Annotated in this window: 20 protein-coding genes and 2 pseudogenes; 4 read left to right on the forward strand and 18 right to left on the reverse strand. The window is 61.5% G+C overall.

All coding sequences use genetic code 11. The features are described 5' to 3' along the window. Window positions 1-26: 26 nt before the first annotated feature. From SA87_RS09155 to leuS, 4 genes are all read right to left on the reverse strand, one after another. Window positions 27-299, reverse strand: a complete 273-nt coding sequence (locus tag SA87_RS09155) for a MoaD/ThiS family protein (protein WP_066202233.1) — start codon at window positions 297-299, stop codon at window positions 27-29. A 67-nt stretch (window positions 300-366) separates the two neighbouring features. Further along, on the reverse strand, window positions 367-1095 hold the full coding sequence (gene tatC / locus SA87_RS09160) for a twin-arginine translocase subunit TatC (protein ID WP_066202235.1): 729 nt from the start codon (window positions 1093-1095) through the stop codon (window positions 367-369). A gap of 67 nt (window positions 1096-1162) precedes the next feature. Beyond that, entirely contained in the window at window positions 1163-1675 is a 513-nt protein-coding gene (locus SA87_RS09165) for a molybdenum cofactor biosynthesis protein MoaE (protein WP_066202237.1), read from the reverse strand. Between the two features lie 105 nt (window positions 1676-1780). Further along, window positions 1781-4219 (reverse strand): leucine--tRNA ligase, encoded by a 2439-nt coding sequence (gene leuS, locus SA87_RS09170; protein WP_066202239.1) that lies wholly within the window; start codon window positions 4217-4219, stop codon window positions 1781-1783. 441 nt (window positions 4220-4660) lie between these two features. Here leuS and SA87_RS09175 point away from each other — a divergent pair, with 441 nt between their 5' ends. Beyond that, complete coding sequence (locus tag SA87_RS09175; RefSeq protein ID WP_156516523.1) at window positions 4661-5320, forward strand: phosphoribosyltransferase; 660 nt, start codon at window positions 4661-4663, stop codon at window positions 5318-5320. A gap of 43 nt (window positions 5321-5363) precedes the next feature. Here the strand turns inward: SA87_RS09175 and rsfS are convergent, their stop codons facing one another. The 5 genes from rsfS to SA87_RS09200 form a co-directional block, all read right to left on the reverse strand. Next, the gene (rsfS, locus tag SA87_RS09180; protein ID WP_245637698.1) at window positions 5364-5744 is read right to left on the reverse strand and encodes a ribosome silencing factor; all 381 of its coding nucleotides are present in this window, start codon (window positions 5742-5744) and stop codon (window positions 5364-5366) included. Continuing rightward, entirely contained in the window at window positions 5745-6311 is a 567-nt protein-coding gene (gene yqeK, locus SA87_RS09185) for a bis(5'-nucleosyl)-tetraphosphatase (symmetrical) YqeK (protein WP_169816948.1), read from the reverse strand. A 210-nt stretch (window positions 6312-6521) separates the two neighbouring features. Next, window positions 6522-7235: a nicotinate-nucleotide adenylyltransferase gene (gene nadD, locus SA87_RS09190; protein WP_066202242.1), complete on the reverse strand. Its 714-nt coding sequence runs from the start codon at window positions 7233-7235 to the stop codon at window positions 6522-6524. Next, window positions 7232-8158 carry a shikimate dehydrogenase gene (locus SA87_RS09195; protein WP_066202244.1) on the reverse strand — a complete coding sequence of 309 codons (927 nt, stop codon included), beginning with the start codon at window positions 8156-8158 and terminating at the stop codon, window positions 7232-7234. The genes nadD and SA87_RS09195 overlap by 4 nt, the downstream gene beginning before the upstream one ends. A gap of 49 nt (window positions 8159-8207) precedes the next feature. Further along, window positions 8208-8717, reverse strand: a complete 510-nt coding sequence (locus SA87_RS09200) for a phosphoribosyltransferase family protein (RefSeq protein WP_066202246.1) — start codon at window positions 8715-8717, stop codon at window positions 8208-8210. Window positions 8718-8782: 65 nt separating this feature from the next. Here SA87_RS09200 and SA87_RS13265 point away from each other — a divergent pair, with 65 nt between their 5' ends. The 3 genes and pseudogenes from SA87_RS13265 to SA87_RS09215 form a co-directional block, all read left to right on the forward strand. Further along, window positions 8783-8989: a hypothetical protein gene (locus SA87_RS13265; protein WP_066202248.1), complete on the forward strand. Its 207-nt coding sequence runs from the start codon at window positions 8783-8785 to the stop codon at window positions 8987-8989. Window positions 8990-9126: 137 nt separating this feature from the next. Then, complete coding sequence (locus tag SA87_RS09210) at window positions 9127-9996, forward strand: IS3 family transposase (protein WP_281180931.1); 870 nt, start codon at window positions 9127-9129, stop codon at window positions 9994-9996. Window positions 9997-10027: 31 nt separating this feature from the next. Then, a pseudogene (locus SA87_RS09215) lies at window positions 10028-10483 on the forward strand (transposase); the annotation flags it as partial. Between the two features lie 54 nt (window positions 10484-10537). Here the strand turns inward: SA87_RS09215 and SA87_RS12765 are convergent. The 9 genes and pseudogenes from SA87_RS12765 to SA87_RS09250 form a co-directional block, all read right to left on the reverse strand. Next, a pseudogene (locus SA87_RS12765) lies at window positions 10538-11017 on the reverse strand (transposase); the annotation flags it as partial. 288 nt (window positions 11018-11305) lie between these two features. Next, entirely contained in the window at window positions 11306-11938 is a 633-nt protein-coding gene (locus tag SA87_RS13270; RefSeq protein WP_156423600.1) for a hypothetical protein, read from the reverse strand. A gap of 210 nt (window positions 11939-12148) precedes the next feature. Further along, entirely contained in the window at window positions 12149-13018 is an 870-nt protein-coding gene (locus SA87_RS13275; RefSeq protein WP_169793322.1) for a DUF4367 domain-containing protein, read from the reverse strand. Further along, the gene (locus SA87_RS09230) at window positions 12957-13604 is read right to left on the reverse strand and encodes an RNA polymerase sigma factor (protein WP_066202259.1); all 648 of its coding nucleotides are present in this window, start codon (window positions 13602-13604) and stop codon (window positions 12957-12959) included. The genes SA87_RS13275 and SA87_RS09230 overlap by 62 nt, the downstream gene beginning before the upstream one ends. A gap of 334 nt (window positions 13605-13938) precedes the next feature. After that, a complete protein-coding gene (locus SA87_RS09235) occupies window positions 13939-14214 on the reverse strand; it encodes a transposase (RefSeq protein ID WP_066202261.1) in 276 nt (91 codons plus the stop codon). A gap of 192 nt (window positions 14215-14406) precedes the next feature. Then, window positions 14407-14583 (reverse strand): ammonium transporter, encoded by a 177-nt coding sequence (locus SA87_RS13280; protein WP_156423598.1) that lies wholly within the window; start codon window positions 14581-14583, stop codon window positions 14407-14409. 323 nt (window positions 14584-14906) lie between these two features. Then, entirely contained in the window at window positions 14907-15122 is a 216-nt protein-coding gene (locus SA87_RS14445) for an urease accessory protein UreD (protein ID WP_066202263.1), read from the reverse strand. 57 nt (window positions 15123-15179) lie between these two features. Next, the gene (locus tag SA87_RS09245; protein WP_066202268.1) at window positions 15180-15539 is read right to left on the reverse strand and encodes a P-II family nitrogen regulator; all 360 of its coding nucleotides are present in this window, start codon (window positions 15537-15539) and stop codon (window positions 15180-15182) included. 65 nt (window positions 15540-15604) lie between these two features. After that, window positions 15605-17020: an ammonium transporter gene (locus tag SA87_RS09250; RefSeq protein ID WP_245637700.1), complete on the reverse strand. Its 1416-nt coding sequence runs from the start codon at window positions 17018-17020 to the stop codon at window positions 15605-15607. Window positions 17021-17375 lie beyond the last annotated feature (355 nt).

A 17375-nucleotide genomic window follows, 5' to 3' on the forward strand; every position in this document is an offset into this window, starting at 1 on the left:
GAAACGGTGCCCGGATGTCCGGCGCCTCAACCGCCGCTCACCGGCGGGATGAGCGCCACTTCGTCGCCCGGCCGAAGCGGATGATCGACCGGGCGGTAGGCGGCGTTCACCGCCGTCATCACCGTCGGCCGGTACACCGCCACCTCCGGATAACGGGCGGCGAGCTCGTCGAGAAGCTCCGCCACCGTAAGCCCCTCCCGCCACGGCCACGAAAGCGTTCGGCCGACCTTCTCCCCCAGCCCGGCAAACAAAAGCACCGTCACCGTCGAACGATCCAGACCTCCGTTCTTCCCGTTCATCGCCGTCCCTCCCCTCTTCGCCCCATCCCGCTCCCGATCCGACCCGCTTCGCGTCGCCGACGCCGGCTCATCCGACCCCGGACGCGACGCGCCGGCGGAACGCCAGCCGGATCAAAAGCGCCGACAGCTCGTACAGCACGAGAAGCGGCAGGACGAGCAGAAGAAAACTCACCCAGTCGCCCGGCGCGAAAAGCCAACTTGCGACGATAAGGACAAAATACGCCGTCGGCCGGCTTTTTTTCAGCCGCTCCGGCGGAAGGAGCCCCACCGAAGCGAGAAAGATCATCACGAGCGGAAGCTCAAACACCGCGCCGGCGGCAAGGAGCACGCGGACGAGAAGCTCCAGATAGGGTCGAACGCCCAGGACGAGCTCGAGGCCCAAAAAGGCGTTCAGGCGCATGAGCGCCCGAACGAGGGCCGGAAAGAGGACGGCATACCCCAGGGCGACCCCGACGAGAAACAGGGCAAACGACGCCGGGATGAGCCGGAGGGCCGCCCGGGCTTCCCGCTCCGTGAGCCCCGGCCGGACGAAGGCCCAGATCTGATACAGCACAAAGGGCAAACTTAAAAAAAAGCCGAACGCCAGCGACACCTTGAGAAACGTCGCCAGCGTATCCATCGGCGAAAAGGCGTACCACTCGATCCCCGGCGGCCGAAGCCACCGAAAGAAAACGGGCGCCAGGACCAGGGCAGCGACCGTCATCCCGAGAAGCACGACGAGCGACCAGATGAGCCGCCGCCGGAGCTCGGCGAGGTGCTCCCGCCACGGCTGCGGCCGATCCGACTCCGGCCCCATCTCCGTCCCTCCTCCTGCCGCCAAATCGCCGCTCCGCCAGATCGGCCAAGGCCGCCGGCGGGCCGCCTCATCCTTCGGGCCCCTCCGGCGGCCGACCGTCGGGATACGGGATCCGTTCCAGCTGGTCGCCGACCCAGAACGATCCGTCCTCCCAGAATTCTTTTTTCCAGATCGGCACCATTTCCTTGATCCGCTCGATGATGTGCCGGCTTCCGGCGTAGGCGGCGTCCCGGTGCGGCGTGCCGACGGCGATGGCGACGGCGATCTCGCCGATTTCCAGCCGGCCGAGGCGGTGATGCACCGCCACCCGCGCGCCGGGATGCTCCCTCCGCACTTCCTCCCCGAGCGTCTGAAGCAGCCGAAGCGCCATCGCCTCATACGCCTCGTAGACGAGATAAAGCGTCCGCCGCCCCCGCGTCCACTCCCGAACGGTGCCGAGAAAGACGTTGACCGCCCCGACCTCCGGCCGGGTGACGAAGGCCGACAGCGTCCCCACGTCGATCGGCGCCTCGGTCAGGGCAAACCAGCCCCAATCGGTCCGCGCTTCCCACCGCGGCCTGCCGTCCGCCTCTCGGGACATCCCGCTTCCCCTCCCCACCGCGCTTTCGTCCGGCCGCAAAGCCCGTTCGTCCGACCATCGGTCGACGATTTCGCCCGGCCCTCCACCGGCCTGTTCGCCCGACCGTCAGACGACGATGTTCACGATCTTATCCGGCACGACGACAACCTTCTTCGGCGACTTTCCGGCGAGATGCCGCTCGATCTCCGGCAGGCGAAGCGCCTGTTCTCTGAGCTCCGCCTCCGGAAGCCCCTTCGGCACGACAAGCTTTCCCCGCACCCGGCCGCCGATCTGGACGACGACCTCCACCTCCGGCGCTTCGAGGGCGGCCGGATCGTACGCCGGCCACGGTTCGTAAGCGATCGTGCCGGTGTGGCCGAGACGCGCCCAGAGCTCCTCGCCGAGGTGCGGCGTCACCGGATAGAGGAGCTTGACGAACCCCTCGACGAACGCCTTCGGGAGCGCCTCCCGGCGGGACGCCTCGTTGACGAAGATCATGAGCTGGCTGATCGCCGTGTTGAATCGGAGGGCTTCGTAGTCTTCCGTCACCTTTTTCACCGTCTGGTGGTACAGGCGGGTCAAGGCGTCGTCGGCTTCCGCCGTCTCCCGGATCCGCGGCGAAAGCGTCCCGTCTTCGGCGACAATAAGCCTCCACACCCGGTCGAGAAAGCGTCGCGCACCGTCCAGCCCGTCCATCGACCACGCCTTCGTCGCCTCAAGCGGCCCCATGAACATCTCGTAGAGCCGAAGGGCATCGGCGCCGTGGCTTTCGACGATCTCGTCCGGATTGATGACGTTGCCCCGGGATTTGGACATCTTCTCGTGGTTTTCCCCGAGGATGATGCCCTGGTTGAAGAGCTTTTGAAACGGCTCCTTCGTCGGCACGACGCCGAGGTCGTAGAGGAATTTGTGCCAGAAGCGGGCATACAGAAGATGGAGGACCGCGTGTTCTGCCCCGCCGACGTACAGGTCGACCGGCAGCCAGTAGGCGAGCTTTTCCGGATCGGCGAGCCGCTCGTCGTTGTGAGGATCGACAAAGCGGAGGAAGTACCACGAGCTTCCGGCCCACTGGGGCATCGTGTTCGTCTCCCGCCGGGCCCGTTTTCCGGTCTCGGGATCAAGCGTCTCGACCCACTCAGCGATGTTCGCGAGCGGCGACTCGCCGGTGCCGGTCGGCCGGATGTGGTCCGTCTCCGGAAGCATGACCGGAAGCGCCGCCTCCGGCACCGGCTTCGTCGTCCCGTCCTCGAGGTGGAGGATCGGAATCGGCTCGCCCCAGTACCGCTGCCGGCTGAAAACCCAATCCCGCAGGCGGTACTGCCGTTTGCGGCGGCCCTTGCCGTGTTCTTCCAGCCAGCGGATCATCGTCTCGATCGCCTCGGCGTTCCGGAGGCCGTTCAGAAAATCCGAGTTCACGTGCTCGCCATCGCCGGTGTAGGCCCCCTCATCGAGGTTGCCGCCCCGGACCACCTCGACGATCGGCAGGTTCATCGCCCGGGCGAACTCCCAGTCCCGCTGGTCGTGTCCCGGGACGGCCATAATCGCCCCGGTGCCGTAATGGCCGAGGACGTAATCGGCGATCCAGACCGGAAGCCTGGCTCCGGTCACCGGGTGCAGGGCATAGCCGCCGGTGAAGACGCCGGTTTTTGCTTTGTTCAGGTCCGTTCGCTCGAGGTCCGACTTCCGGCGCACTTCCTCCCGGTACGCCTCGACCGCCGGCCGCCGATCCGGCGTCGTGATCGCGTCGACGAGAGGGTGTTCCGGCGCGAGGACGAGGTACGTCGCCCCGAAGAGCGTATCGGGCCGGGTCGTGAACACCGTCACCGTCCCGACGCCCCCCTCGAGCGGAAAGTCGATCTCCGCCCCGTCGGAGCGGCCGATCCAGTTCCGCTGCATCTCTTTGATGTGCTCCGGCCAGTCGAGGCTCTCGAGGTCTTCGAGCAGCCGGTCGGCGTAGGCGGTGATCTTAAGCAGCCACTGCCGCATCGGCACCCGGTAGACCGGATGGCCGCCCCGCTCGCTTTTGCCGTCGATCACCTCTTCGTCGGCCAGCACCGTCCCGAGGGCCGGACACCAGTTCACCGGCACCTCCGCCATGTAGGCGAGGCCGCGTTCATACAGCTTGAGAAAAATCCACTGCGTCCACTTGTAGTACTTCGGATCGGTCGTGTCGATCTCCCGGCTCCAGTCGTACGAAAAGCCGAGGGACTTGAGCTGCCGCCGGAAGTTGTCGATGTTCTTCTGAGTAAAGTGCCGCGGGTTGTTCCCCGTGTCGAGGGCGTACTGCTCCGCCGGGAGGCCGAAGGCGTCCCACCCCATCGGGTGAAGGACGTTGTACCCCTGCATCCGCTTCATCCGGGCGACGATGTCCGTCGCCGTGTACCCCTCGACGTGGCCGACGTGGAGTCCCGACCCGGACGGGTAGGGAAACATATCCAGGACGTAATATTTCGGTTTCGATCGGTCCCCGTCATCGACGCGGAACGTCTGATGTTCTTCCCAGTACGCCTGCCACTTCCGCTCGATCGCCCGGTGATCGTAAGCGTGACGCTCTCGTCCGGCCAACGCATTCTCCCTCCTCTGGTCCGTCCCGCGCTTGGCGCGCAGCGCCAAAGCTGGGAAAATAGATTCGGGGTATGAAAAAACGCCCCCGTCCCCAAGGGACGAAGGCGCTCGACCTCCGCGGTACCACCCTTCTTGCCGGCGAACCCGCCGGCCCCTCGTTCCCTTAACGCGGGAGACGTCCGGCCCTCCGCCGGCCTTCCGGCCGACATCGAACCGGCCACTTCCGGGAGAGGACGCGCGGCGCCGGCCACCGGCTCGCACCGACCGCCGGCTCTCTGAGGGCCCGCCGCCGCGCGGCGCCCGGTCATCGCGTTTGCGCGTATATTCGATTCGAATCCTCCCGACGTTCGCTCCGGGCGGGCTGGCCCGCCTGCCCTTCCATTGTATCGAACGGCGCCAGCGTTGTCAAAAAATCCAGGGTCAAAAAGGAGCGGTGAAAAGATGATGATGCCTCCGTTCCGCTTCGTCGACCGCGCCGACGCCGGTCGGCGCCTCGCCGATGCCGTCCGCCGGGCCGTTCCGGACCTGAAGCAGCGGCGCGCCCTCCTGCTCGGCATTCCCCGGGGCGGAGTCGCCGTCACGGCGGCGATGGCCGAACGCCTCGCCCTTCCCCTCGACGTCCTCGTCGTGCGCAAAATCGGCGCGCCGGGACAACCGGAGCTCGCCGTCGGCGCCGTCGGCCCCGACGGCAAAGCCGTCTACCAGCCGGCCGTTCTGGAGGCCCTCGGCCTTCGACCGGACGACCTCCGGGCGGAAGAAGCCCGGGCGCGGGAAGAAGTCCACCGCCGTCTTGCGGCCTACGGCGCCGGACCTCCGGATACGACCGACCTGGCGATCGTCGTCGACGACGGCATCGCCACCGGCGCGACGGTCCTCGCCGCTCTCGCGTGGCTCAAAGCGGCCCGGCCGGAGCTCCGCCTCCTCGTCGCCGCCCCCGTCGCGCCGCCGGAAGCCCGAAAGCGCCTCGCCTCCTTGGCCGACCGCATCGTCCTCCTCGCCGAACCGGAGCCGTTTTACGCCGTCGGCCAGTTCTACCGCCACTTCCCGCAGCTTGAGGACGACGCCGTCCTGACGCTCCTCGACCGGCACCGGCGCCGGTAGCGGCCGGCGCCGCGCGGAGCGGCGGACGCAAGACAGGCGTTTCTTATGGCGCCGGCGCCGGGCTCGGAAGCGGCACTTCCGGAGCATCCGACCAGAGCCGCTCGAGGCCGTAGTATGACCGTTCTTCCTCGTGGAACACGTGGACGATGACGCTGCCGCCGTCGACGAGCACCCAGCGCCGGTGCTCCGCCCCTTCAATCCGAGGCCGAATCCCCCGCTCGAGGAAAACGTCGACGGCCGCTTCGTACAACGCCTGGACGTGCGGACGGCTCGTGCCGCTGGCGAGGACAAAGTAGTCGGCGATGAGGCTGAGCCCCCGAAGAGAAAGGATGCGGACGTCCTCCCCCTTTTTGTTCAAAAGCGCCTCCGCCACCGCCTGCGCCAGCGCCGAAGCCGCTTCTTCCGGCAGCGTGTGCTCCGCCACTTATGCCCTCCTTCCTGCGATCGCGTTGTAGGCCTGCCACATCGCCGGATGGATCTTTTCCCCCCGTTCGATGAGCTCGATGAGCGACCGCGAAAGACCGTAGCGAAAGGCGGCCTCCAGGTCCGTTTCGGCGAGCTTCCGGGCGACGTCGGCCTCGGGAAAGGTCCGCCCCGGCTCGATATAATCCGCCACCCACAGGACAAGATCGAGAGAGCTCATCGCCCCGCGGCCGGTTGTGTGATAGTAGATCGCCTCAAGCACCCGGACGTTTTCGATGCCGTACCGCTCGCGGGCGACGTACGACGCGACGGGTCCGTGCCAGATGACCGGCGCGTAGTCCAGCCAGACGACGTCCCGGTAGCGGCGAAGGATGGCCTCCAGCTCCGCTGCCGGCCACTCCCGACACCGGTCGTGGAGAAGCGCCGCCAACACCGCCTCGTCTTCCGGCACGCCGGCCCGAGGGGCAAGGTTCCGGGCCGTCTCCGCAACGCCGAGGACGTGCCGGTAACGCTTCGGGCTGAGTTCCGCCCGAAGTTCCGCCTCGATCGTCGCCAACAAAGCCTCCACGCTCTTCCCTCCCCGGCCTCGCAGACCTTCCCCGCGGGGTCTTCCCCTGCCTCTTCCGACGATCCGCCGGCGCAAGGCTCCTCGCTGCGACGGTCTACTCGCCGCGCCCGTCCCCTCGTCGCGGCCATCTTTTCGCCCGGCGCATCGCTCGCTTCTTCCGGCCCGGTCCCAAGGCCGCCCCGCGTCCGGGCAGAAGTCCCGCTCCGGCGGCTAAAGTTCATGCGAGCGTGCGGGCCGCCCCCGGTCAGAGACGCTTTCGGGGGCCGGCTCGCGATAAAGCCCCCGCTCGACGATGTAGCGCCGGACCGGTTCCGGCACGAGGAAGCGGATGGAGCGGCCGGCGCGAACCCATGTTCGGATGAGGGACGACGACAGGTCGATCCGGGGCATCTCGACGACGGTAGCCGCGATCGGCCCGGAAAAGGCGGGCCAGTCCCCGTCGAGGGGCGGCTCAGCCTCCCCAAGGGCCTCCCTTTTGCCGTCCGGATCCGCCGGCCGATCGGCCCGGCCCTCCCCATCGTCGAAGCGGCGGAGGACCGCCCAGTCGACGAGCCGGACGAGCTCGGCCGCCTCCTTCCACGTCGGAAGGCTCCGAAAAGCATCTTCCCCCACGATGAACGTCCAGGCGACGTCCGGATGCCGAGCCCGAAGGAGCCGCACCGTGTCGATCGTGTACGACGGGCCGTCCCGCTCCAGCTCCACCGTCGAGACGGCAAACCGCGGCGCCCCTTCGATCGCGAGCCGCACCATCGCCAGCCGGTCTTCCGCCGGCGCGTGCAGACGAGGATCCTTATGAGGCGGCAGGCGGTTCGGCACGAACCACACCGCCTCGAGGCCGAGGGCGTCGGCCGCCCGTTCGGCGGCGACGAGGTGACCCCAGTGGGGCGGATCGAACGTCCCGCCGAAAAGCCCGATGCGCCTCACCGACCGGCAACCTCGCCGACGGCGTCCCGGGGAGATAGGGGGGGCAGCGCTCCCCTTTCCGGTTCTTTCAGGTGAACGACCTTCGACCGGGCGACCTGGTACATGACCGGAATCGGAGCCCGCTCGCCGGTCCAGAGCTCGAATGCCAGCGCCCCCTGATGGACGAGCATGCCGATGCCGGGATGCACCCGGGCCCCCGCCGCCTCGGCGTCGAGCAGGAGCCGAGTCTTGAACGGGTTGTAGACGAGATCGCTTACGATGAGATTCGGGTGAAGCGCCTCCCGGGGAAGCGGCGACTCGTCCGTCCGCGGCACCATGCCGAGCGGCGTGCCGTTGATGACGAGCGTCTTGTCGGCGGTCAAATGCCGGCGGTTCGCCCACCGCTCCACCTCGACCGCCGCGCCGAGACGGTGAAGCTCCTCCGCCAGCGCCCGGGCCCGTTCTTCGGTCCGGTTGACGAGGGTGATCGAGCGAACGCCCTTGAGCGCCACGGCGATCGCCACCGCCCGCATCGCGCCGCCGGTGCCGAGAAGGAGCACCCGCTGCTCCGGCCAATCGATGAGAAACAGTTCCTCGAGCGAACGGATGTAACCCTCACCGTCCGTATTATGCCCGATGAGGGCGCCGTCCCGGACGACGACCGTGTTGACCGCCCCGTAGCGGCGGGCGCTTTCGTCGAGGGCATCGAGATGGCGGATGACCGCCTCTTTGTGCGGGATGGTGACGTTGGCCCCTCGAATGCCGAGGGCCCGAATCGCCCGCACCGCCTCCTCGAGACGATCGGGCTTGACGTCAAAGGCCAGGTAGACCGCGTTTCGCCCCCGTTCCCGGAGGGCGGCCGTCTGCATTTCCGGCGACAGAGAATGCGCCACCGGCGAGCCGAACAGGGCATACAGCTCCGTCTCGGCGTTCACCGCAACCATGCGCCAACCTCCCTCCGTTCGTGCGAGGCGAATCGCTGTTTTTATACCATTATGTTGTATACTGTATTGTACACGAGCGCCGCCGAAACGACAATCCCGTTTCACCCGACGGCCATCGGGTAAATCCCCTAAAACATCCGAGGCAGACGCCGCCGCCAACCGCCGAGCGGAATCCTTCCGCGGCGATGCGAACGTGCACCGCCCGGACGTCGGCTTCCCGGACAAGCCCGGCGATGCGCCGCATCGTCGTTCCCCGGACGATCGAATCGTCGACGACGATCACCGACCGCCCCCGGACGACCGGCTCGAGGACCGCGAGCTTCCGCCGGACCCCCGCCTCCCGCGCCGACGCCTCCGGCCGGATGAACGGGCGGCCGACGTACCGGTTTTTCACCAGGTCGAAATCAAACGGAAGCCCGCTCGCCTCGGCGTACCCCGTCGCCGCCGACAGACTGGAGTCGGGCACGCCGATGACGACGCTCCCGTCCACCGGCACCTCGGCATCCTCGCCGCGACGCGTCCCATCGATCAAGGTGACGGCCTCGCCCGGCACGGTCATGCGCCCCTTAGACTGGACAAATGCTAAAACTATGTTGTATCCTTCTGCCAAAGGAGGGGCGACTCGTGAAACGAACAACATCCATCCCCGGCTCCATCCAATTCAAAGCGGCTTTGGAACTGATCAAAGGCGAAAAAACGCTCGTCGAACTCTCCCGGGAATACGGCGTTCATCCGAATACCCTCTTGAAGGGAAAGCTTACCCTCCTGGAAAAAGGCGTCGAGCTCTTTGAACCTCCGAACAAAGAGAGGATCCCCGAAGCGCATTCGTGATTTGGAACAGCTCCTCGGCAAAAAGGAGGTCGAAATCGCGCTCCTAAAAAACTTCCTCGGGCGGGGAGTGAGATCAACTTCCGCTTCAGGAGCGCATCCGTCTGGCGCAAGAGGCGCTGGCCAGGCGGCTGGCTCCCCTGCCGTTTCTCCTCAAGACGCTTGGCATTCCACGAGCGACGTGGTATGACCAGAAAAAGCGCCAGGAAGCCGAGAAGAAACGAAGGGAGTCCGATGCAGCGCTCAAAGCTGAGATCGAAGCCATCCTTCGGGAACATCCGGAGTCCGGCGATCACCGCCTCGAGGCCGAGCTTCGGCGACGGGGAATGGTCGTCAATGGAAAGCGGGTCCGTCGTCTTCTCCACACGTTTGAGCTTTCCCTCACGCGAAAGGTGAGAAAACCGAAGCCCAATCCGCTGCTCGAGACGCTTGTTCTGGCCAAGGAACGGGCGAATCTCGCCCTTCGCCTTCTTTCCGAACGGGAACCGGACGCCTTTGAGGGGCTCACCACCGATTTCACGCAGCTTGTCTATGGCGGCGGGAAGGTTTGGTTTTTGCCGATTCTGGACCATCGGACCCGCATGGTGATCGGATATGCCATCTCTTTCTCGCCGGATGTTCGGACCGCGCTTCAGGCTTGGGAACGGGCCAAAGCGTTCATTCTGACCCAAAAGAGAGAGCGCCCGAAAGCCATCCTCCATCACGATCAGGGCGGCGCCCTCTTGAGTCACGCGTGGGTCGGTCATCTGCTGCTTGAAGAAGGGCAGCGACTGTCGTACAGCCAGCGGGGACCGAAGGAAAATCCCATCGTCGAATCCTTCTTCTCGCGTTTCAAAGCAGAGCATCAAGACCTTCTGCTTGAAGCAAGGAGCATCGAAGCCCTCGATGCGCTTTTGGCCGAACGGATCCGGACCTACAACGAGCATCGGCTGCATTCAAGCCTGCGGGACAAAACGCCCCAAGAAATGCTCAAAGAAGCCCTGAGCACAAGCAAGGTCTACATCACATAGGGAGACCGAACAAAGTGTCTAAATCAAGGGGCGCGATTCCTTGGACGCCACGCCCAAGGCGATCGAGGAGGAGGTGGACCAAGAGGTCCGCGCGATCCTCGATGCGCCTGATCTGAAGACGGCACGGTTGCTCAAAGAGGCGTTTGTCGAGGCTTACAGAGAGAAGGCACCGAAGGCGGTGCAGGTGTTGGAGGATGGGTTTGATGATGGAACCGCTGTTTTGCTCTTACCTGAGCGATATCGGCGGCGCTTACGCACGACCAACGGCGTCGAACGGCCGGGCGAAGAGATTCGGCGCCGTGAATGCGTCATGCGCATCTTCCCCAACCGGGAATCGGCGATCCGTCTGCTGGGGGTGTTCCTGATGGAAATCGACGAAGAATGGACGACGGAGCGGAAATATCTCAACATGGACGAGGAGGAGGCATGGAAGAAGGCGCAGCAGGCCTCGAGAGAATCCGCTCAGGCTTGTGCCAAAGCGACCTAAGCGCTCACCGCTCCATTCACCAAAGAGGGCAATTTTACACACGATCTCGGACTTGACCCAGAACGCGCCGTCTTTGCTCGTTCCAACATCGAACCCAAGCACTTCGCGCCCCCTGGTGTCCGTGACGCCGATCGCGATCACCAAAGCCATGCTCTGCACGCAGCCGCTCTTTGAACTGACGCACCCCTTCATCGATGCGCCAGCAGAGGAGTAACACCTCGCTTTTGCTGATGCCATCCAGGTCCAATGCGCGCACCCGGTCATCGACCTTGCGGGGGCTCACGCCTTTCACATACGCTTCCTGGATAACAGAGACCAGCGCTTGTTCCGCTCGACGTCTCGGCTCGAGAATCGAAGGAAAGAAGCTGCCCTGACGGAGCTTCGGGATCTTCAAATTGACTGTCCCGAGGCGCGTGTCCCAGGTGCTTGAACGATACTCATTTCGCTGCATGACGCGGCTCTCCGTCCGCTCGTAGCGCTCGGCGCCGATTTCCTCTACTCCGGCAAAAAGTCGATCTGATCCACCTCTTGCATCTTGCGAATCCACTCGAGAACTGCGAAGCTATTGAGTGAAGCCATCGTTTTGTGCCTTCTACGTTTGGTGTTGGTCTCGCTGAGTAGACACGCACGGTGGCTTCGTCGTCAAGGGGGACGACGAATTTTACACCACTGCGATGGACTCTAACTCTTCCCTCCCCTCCTGCATCGCCATCCGTTTTTATACGGGATATCGGACACAACTCGTCCAGGTGCGGTGGATTCGACGCTTACCACACCTGACACACAAAAGAAAAAGGTGGCTTTGCCACCTTCTTCATGAAATTACCAATACCAGGCACTGATCGAATCTCCGTCAGACTCAGCTCCTGCGCCGCCGTCATAGTTTGACGAGTAGGCTTCCGCGTACCATCCGATCCGTGCGTTTTCAGCCCTGGCTTTGTGCCAGATAGCGGTCGTGGAACCACTAGTATGAACAGAAGTCTCGTCTGACTTCACCTCGGTCTGTTCTTGGATTGTGATGTTTTCGCTGGCCTTCAAAGCGCCAATCTCATCCTCTATTTTCTGGGGAGTTAGATTGTTTTTGTTGATTCTTGTTTTCTTAACGGGAACAAAATCCACATCTCCTGTCTTGGCATTAAAGACGACCTTTACATTAAGCTGCCGCTCTCCCTTAAAGACTTTAATTGGTTCTCTGGTGCCATCCTGATGTATCTTTCCGAAGATGATCATTGACTCGCCCGGATCGTTTTCTGCTTTTGATTCGAGTTTGCCGGACTTGGCGCCGCCAGAATCATCCTCTATCTGCTGAGGCGTCGGGTTTTGATCGCTGTTTTTAACCACATTTCTTTTTATAGGATCAATATTATTGGCCCATGCGACGCTGGTGCCCACCAGAAGGACGGCCATCACCGCCAAGGTCAGAGCTAATGTTAACCGGCCTTTTTTGGGATACATGCTATCTCCTCCCTGACTTTTAAGATTACTGGTAGAAAGTTCAAATACATTCTATCACTACAACGTTTCCCGGATCAGTTCACCTTTCTTCATTTGCATCACCTCCTTTCCGAGACGGAATGCCCCGAGTTTAAAGCGCGTGCTGGTACATCACCCCCTTTCCGGGGCGTAATTCCCCGAGTTAAAGCGCGTGCTAGGAAGAACGAGCGGCTATCTAAGCGACTCTGCAACTCTGAGCATATCTTTTAAAGGCAACGTACCACTCCTATCTTCCAGTTTGTAAACCAACCCCTCGTCCTCCCATGTAAGCGTGCGCCGCACTTTTACGGTAGGTTGTATACTTGTGGGGTTCATTTCCATGACAGGGATCTCTGCCCAGTAGGCCGTTTTACCCTGCACCTTAACTTCCTGCGCGGCATCATCGCCCCGAAAGAAGTTACGCTCATTGCTGATGGTCAGGTATAGTTTTTTGCTGGTCTCTCTAGGAACGCCATAAATAACACTGACGAAACCCCGGTCGCTTCCCTCCTGTCTATCTCCGGTCATAGAGATTCGTTCATATCCTGAGGGCAGGTAAGTGGGCAGATGAAAGGAAAAGCCAACGTATGCTTGAGCCTCGGCGGTCGTAGAGAACTCAGGAATGCGTTTGGCTTGACCTGCTTCTACCTCCTCAAGACCACCGAACCGAGCGCCATCATTTCCAGGATGATCCAATTTCGTTGCCTTATAACCCCCTTCCGTGCGGATAACCTTGTAGGCAACAGAAAGCATCGGGGAAATGACTGCTTTGTCAGCCCAGGCCCTGGCTTCCGGAGAAAGGCTAAAAATTAGACATACTATAATTAGCACAGCAGAAACGGTTGCGAAAGCCGCTTTCCGCCACCGTGCAAACACGATTTTGCCTTTTCCTTGGCCTATTCCTTGATGCACAGGGAGGTTCGCCTTAATCCTTTGAGCAAAATTAGGATCTACGTGGATGCCCTCAGCTTCTTTAGCCATCGCCGAGCGCAGCCATGCTTCAAGTTTCTTGTGATAATCCTGCCTGCTCCAAGCGACTTGGACCTTCTTCAGTTGCTTCATTTGTTTCTCTCCCTTCATCAGAGTTACTTACCGCAAAAAACTCTGGAGCAATTCGCTTTAATTCATCGAATAGCTGCCTGCGAGCTGCGTGCAACCTGGATTTTATGGTCCCTTCCCGTTCGCCGAGCACTCGAGCGATTTCTTTAATCGGAAGGTCGTTGTAGTAGTGAAGTACCACGGTGGTGCGCAAGGGGATACTGAGTTTGCTAAGCGCCCGCTTAAGCAACTGTCTTGTCTCCCAATTCTTTAAATCATCCTCCGTGTAACCTTCCTCAACCATATGTTCTTGACCATTCTCTAAAAGGAAATCCAGCGAAACTGTCTTCTTTTCCTTGGCGGAAAGGCGCCAGCAAGTCCTGGTTAAGATTCGGTAAAACCACGCTTCGAAATCCGCTGGGTCACGCAAACTGTGTAATTTTAGGTAGCACTGGATAAAGGCTTCTTGAACGGCGTCTTCAGCAGTTTCCTTCTGCCCCGTCATGAGGTAGGCTGTGCGTAGGGCTTTTCCGCTATAGCGCTCGATCAGCTGTTCAAATGCCTGCTCATCGCCTTCCTGGATGCGTCTAAGCAAAGGAGCTACATCCACGTTTACTGCTCCTTTCCTGCAAAAACTCACTTCTCACGGACATTGCTCTTTTCCTGTATAACGCCTGTCAACATGTTAGAGGCGAAAACACGGAAAAAGGTTCACTTTAAACCGCGTTTTTTAAAGCGGTTTTTATATAAAATATTTATCATTTTACTTTAGCTAAACAATTATTTCGTATATTGAAACACATAAGTACATAGAAAACTAATCGTTCACTCTTCATCGATGGGTCAAGTCCGAGATCGTGTGTAAAATTGTCCTCTTTGGCGAATGGAGCGGTGAGCACTTAGGCCGCTTTGGCACAAGCCCGAGCGGATTCTCTCGAGGCCTGCTACGCCTTCTTCCATGCCTCATCCTCGTCCATGTTGAGATATATCCGCCCCGTCGTCCATTCGTGCATGGGGAGCGTTTGAAAGAGGTCCCGCTCAGAGGGGTTGAAGAGGTAAGCAAGTCCGATGATCCGCATGACGAGTTCCGGACCGACGGCCGGACGTCCGGTGCGTTCCGAATCAAGCGGGGCAGCCCACTCATGGATCGCAGAGAAGTCCAGGACACGATCGATTTGGCGAAGGATGTGATTTTGTGGCACGAGGGCTTCCTTATCCATAATGCTGAAACCATTTGGGTTGATGGGAAGTCAATCGTCGAGGCTGCATGTTTGAATCTCCTTTTTGAGAAAGGGATGCTTGCTTGCTTTGATTGAATGAATTCGATCCATAGGTCCGGTTTTCCTTCAAAATGAAGGAGTTTTTCACCGGCCTTCTAAAGAAAGGTGGATCAAGGGAGATTGTTCACGGAATCAGGAGACGATGGCCACGATGACAATATCCGCCATGTTTTTCATCACAACATGGATTGAATTTTTCGCCCTGACCAGACCCGCCTCCAAAGCCATAAAGCCCGCCTGCATCAAAAAGACCAGAAGGCCAGCGGTCACCGTCCAGACGATGTTTAGATGGAGCTGCATCTTTTCCATGGTTTCTCACATCCTCCCTTTCTCTGCTGTCGCCCGCCAGCTGCTTCTCTCTCATTTCTCCTTTCCGGAACCAAACCGGCTCTCGCCGAAGCAGTTCCCGTCGCAAGAAATTCCAGCAAGCCTGGATCCGCGCCTGCAGCTGGCGCGCCGAATGGCCCAGCATGCGGATCACCTGCCCCTTTTCCGGGAACAGGCTTGTGCCCCATACACATCGCGCGAGTCCTCCCCTTCGCCGGAAGCCAGACCCTCGAGCAGATCATGCACTATCCATACGTGATCCAAATTCACCTGTTTCGAAAATACCCAGAACGTGCGACATGATTCTATTGATCAAAAATGCCGGCCCGCGTTTTCCACCGGGCCGGCTCGAGCAAAAGAGGATCCCAGACAGATAGGCGACCGCACCAAAACGCGGGCAATTCGCTCCTGACCCGTTCATAGGCGAAACGCTCCGCGCGGCCGATCCGGCCGGGGGTCAGGATTTCCGCGACGAACGCCTGTGCTCCGTCGTCCAAGTACAGTTCGGTCTTTCCGCTCATCTCATCATCGACTTTCTCCTTTCAAAGTAAAAGTAACCATTCACGCTTCCGTTCATTTCACATGTCCGCTCCCGGACCAAGTACGGCCGCATCGCCCCTTTCACCGGTGCGCACGCGCACCGCATCGATTACCTCTGTTATGAACACCTTGCCGTCGCCCACCCGACCCGTGCGGGCCGCCGCCACGGCGGCCTGCAGGACTTCCTCGACGCGGTCGTCCGGCACCACGGTTTCAATCTTGACTTTCTGCACAAAATCAGCCTGATACGACAGGCTCCGGTAAATTTGGGGCAATTCTTTCTGATACCCTTGCCCCCGCACCTCCGTGACGGTCATCCCTGTCACGCCTGCCCTCCGCAGCGCCGCCACTATGTCGCCAAACTTCTCCGGCCGAACGATGACGGTCAGCATTTTCATCGCACGCCTGCCTCCTCACACCCCGTATTCCCGCTTCTGCGACGACTTTCCCTCTCCACTACGACCTACGACGAGGGGCGGGCGTCCGCTGGATTCCCGGCTTTGGCCGCGGCCGAGTCCATGCCGAAAGCGGATGACGCATGTCCAAATACCGTCGGGGACAGATGGTAAGCCTCCTCGCCGTGCAGAGTCTGGTCCAAACCGACGAGCTCTTCTTCGCGGGAAACCCGCAACGGCGTGACGACGCCCACCACCTTGAGAATCACGTAGGTGCCGACGGCCGCCATGGCCCACGCCGCCACGACGCCGATGACCTGATTCACGAACTGGGCCGGATTGCCGGACAGGAGTCCGTTCGCCCCAGCCGGGTTGACCGCCTCGCTGGCGAAAAGCCCCGTGGCCAGAGCGCCCCAGGTCCCGACCAGCCCGTGCACGCCGAACACATCCAGCGCGTCATCCGCGCCCAATCTCGCTTTGAGCCAGTTGACGCCCCAATACCCGACCAGGCCCGCTCCCACGCCGATGACGAGGGAGGACAAAACGTCCACATAACCTGCCGCCGGCGTAATGGCCACCAATCCGGCGATGGCCCCCGTCGCGGCGCCCAGCACGGTGGGCTTGCCCTTGAGGGTCCATTCGACGGCCACCCAGGTCAGCGTTGCGGCCCCCGTAGCCGCGTGGGTCACCACGAAGGCAAGAGAGGCCAGACCGTTGGCGGCCAGCGCGCTGCCCGCGTTGAAGCCGAACCAGCCAAACCACAGCAAGGCGGCGCCCAACACCGTGAAGGGGAGGTTGTGGGGCGGGCGAAGCGACTCCGGATAACCGTAACGCTTGCCGATGACCAGCGCCGCCACCAAGGCCGAAACGCCTGAGCTGATGTGCACCACGGTCCCCCCGGCGAAGTCGAGAGCGCCAAGTCCCGCCAGCCAGCCGCCGCCCCACACCCAGTGGGCGAGAGGGTCATAGACCAGGGTGGTCCAGAGCAAGGAGAAGAGGATAAAGGCCGGAAAGCGCATGCGTTCGGCAAAGCCACCCGTGATCAGGGCTACGGTGATGGCGGCAAACATGCCCTGGAAGGCGGCAAAGGCGAGATGGGGAATGGTGGCGGAGCCGTTGGGTTCCTGCCCGACGCCGTTGAATCCCAGAAAGTCCAGGCCGCCGATCACGCCCCCGATGTCGGGGCCAAACGAGAGGGTGTATCCCATCAAGACCCACTGGACCGCAACGAGGGCGAGGATGAAAAAGCTGTGCATCAACGTCGACAGCGCGTTTCGCTGGCTGACCAGACCGCCGTAGAAAAAGGCCAGCCCAGGAACGACCATCGCCATGACCAGGGCGCTGGAGAGGAGCACCCAGGCGGTGTCGCCGCTGTTGATGGCCGGGGGCGCCGTTCCCTGAGCAAAGACAGGTACGGCCGGAAGCATCCACAGACTCGCAGCGGTCAGGCCGACGGTCGCCATCCTTTTCAAGCCGGTTAACATATATCGACTCCCCCTCCGTAAAGTGAATAATAGAAAAGCCCCTGTGAGTGAAAACTCACTCACAGGGGCGCCGTTGCCCGCGACAAACGCGAAAGCCCCTACGAGCAGACGGCTCGCAGGGGCTCCGTTGCCACCTTTCGCCTTCATTATACCCGGCGGTTTCAGCGATGTCAATATAGATCTGGCAGTCGTGTCCGGTATCATGTGTAAAAACGGATGGTCCAGGTAACATAAAATGAGCCATCCGGCCCTCTTTGGTAGAATGTGAGACGGAGAAGAAACCACTTCACCAGGAGGGATACCGGATGGCTCAGTACCAGATTACCGTGGACGACGAGATTTTGGAAGGCCTCTT

The organism is Hydrogenibacillus schlegelii (assembly GCF_001653195.1).
In the GTDB taxonomy this organism is placed as follows: Bacteria; Bacillota; Bacilli; order Thermicanales; family DSM-22653; genus Hydrogenibacillus; species Hydrogenibacillus schlegelii.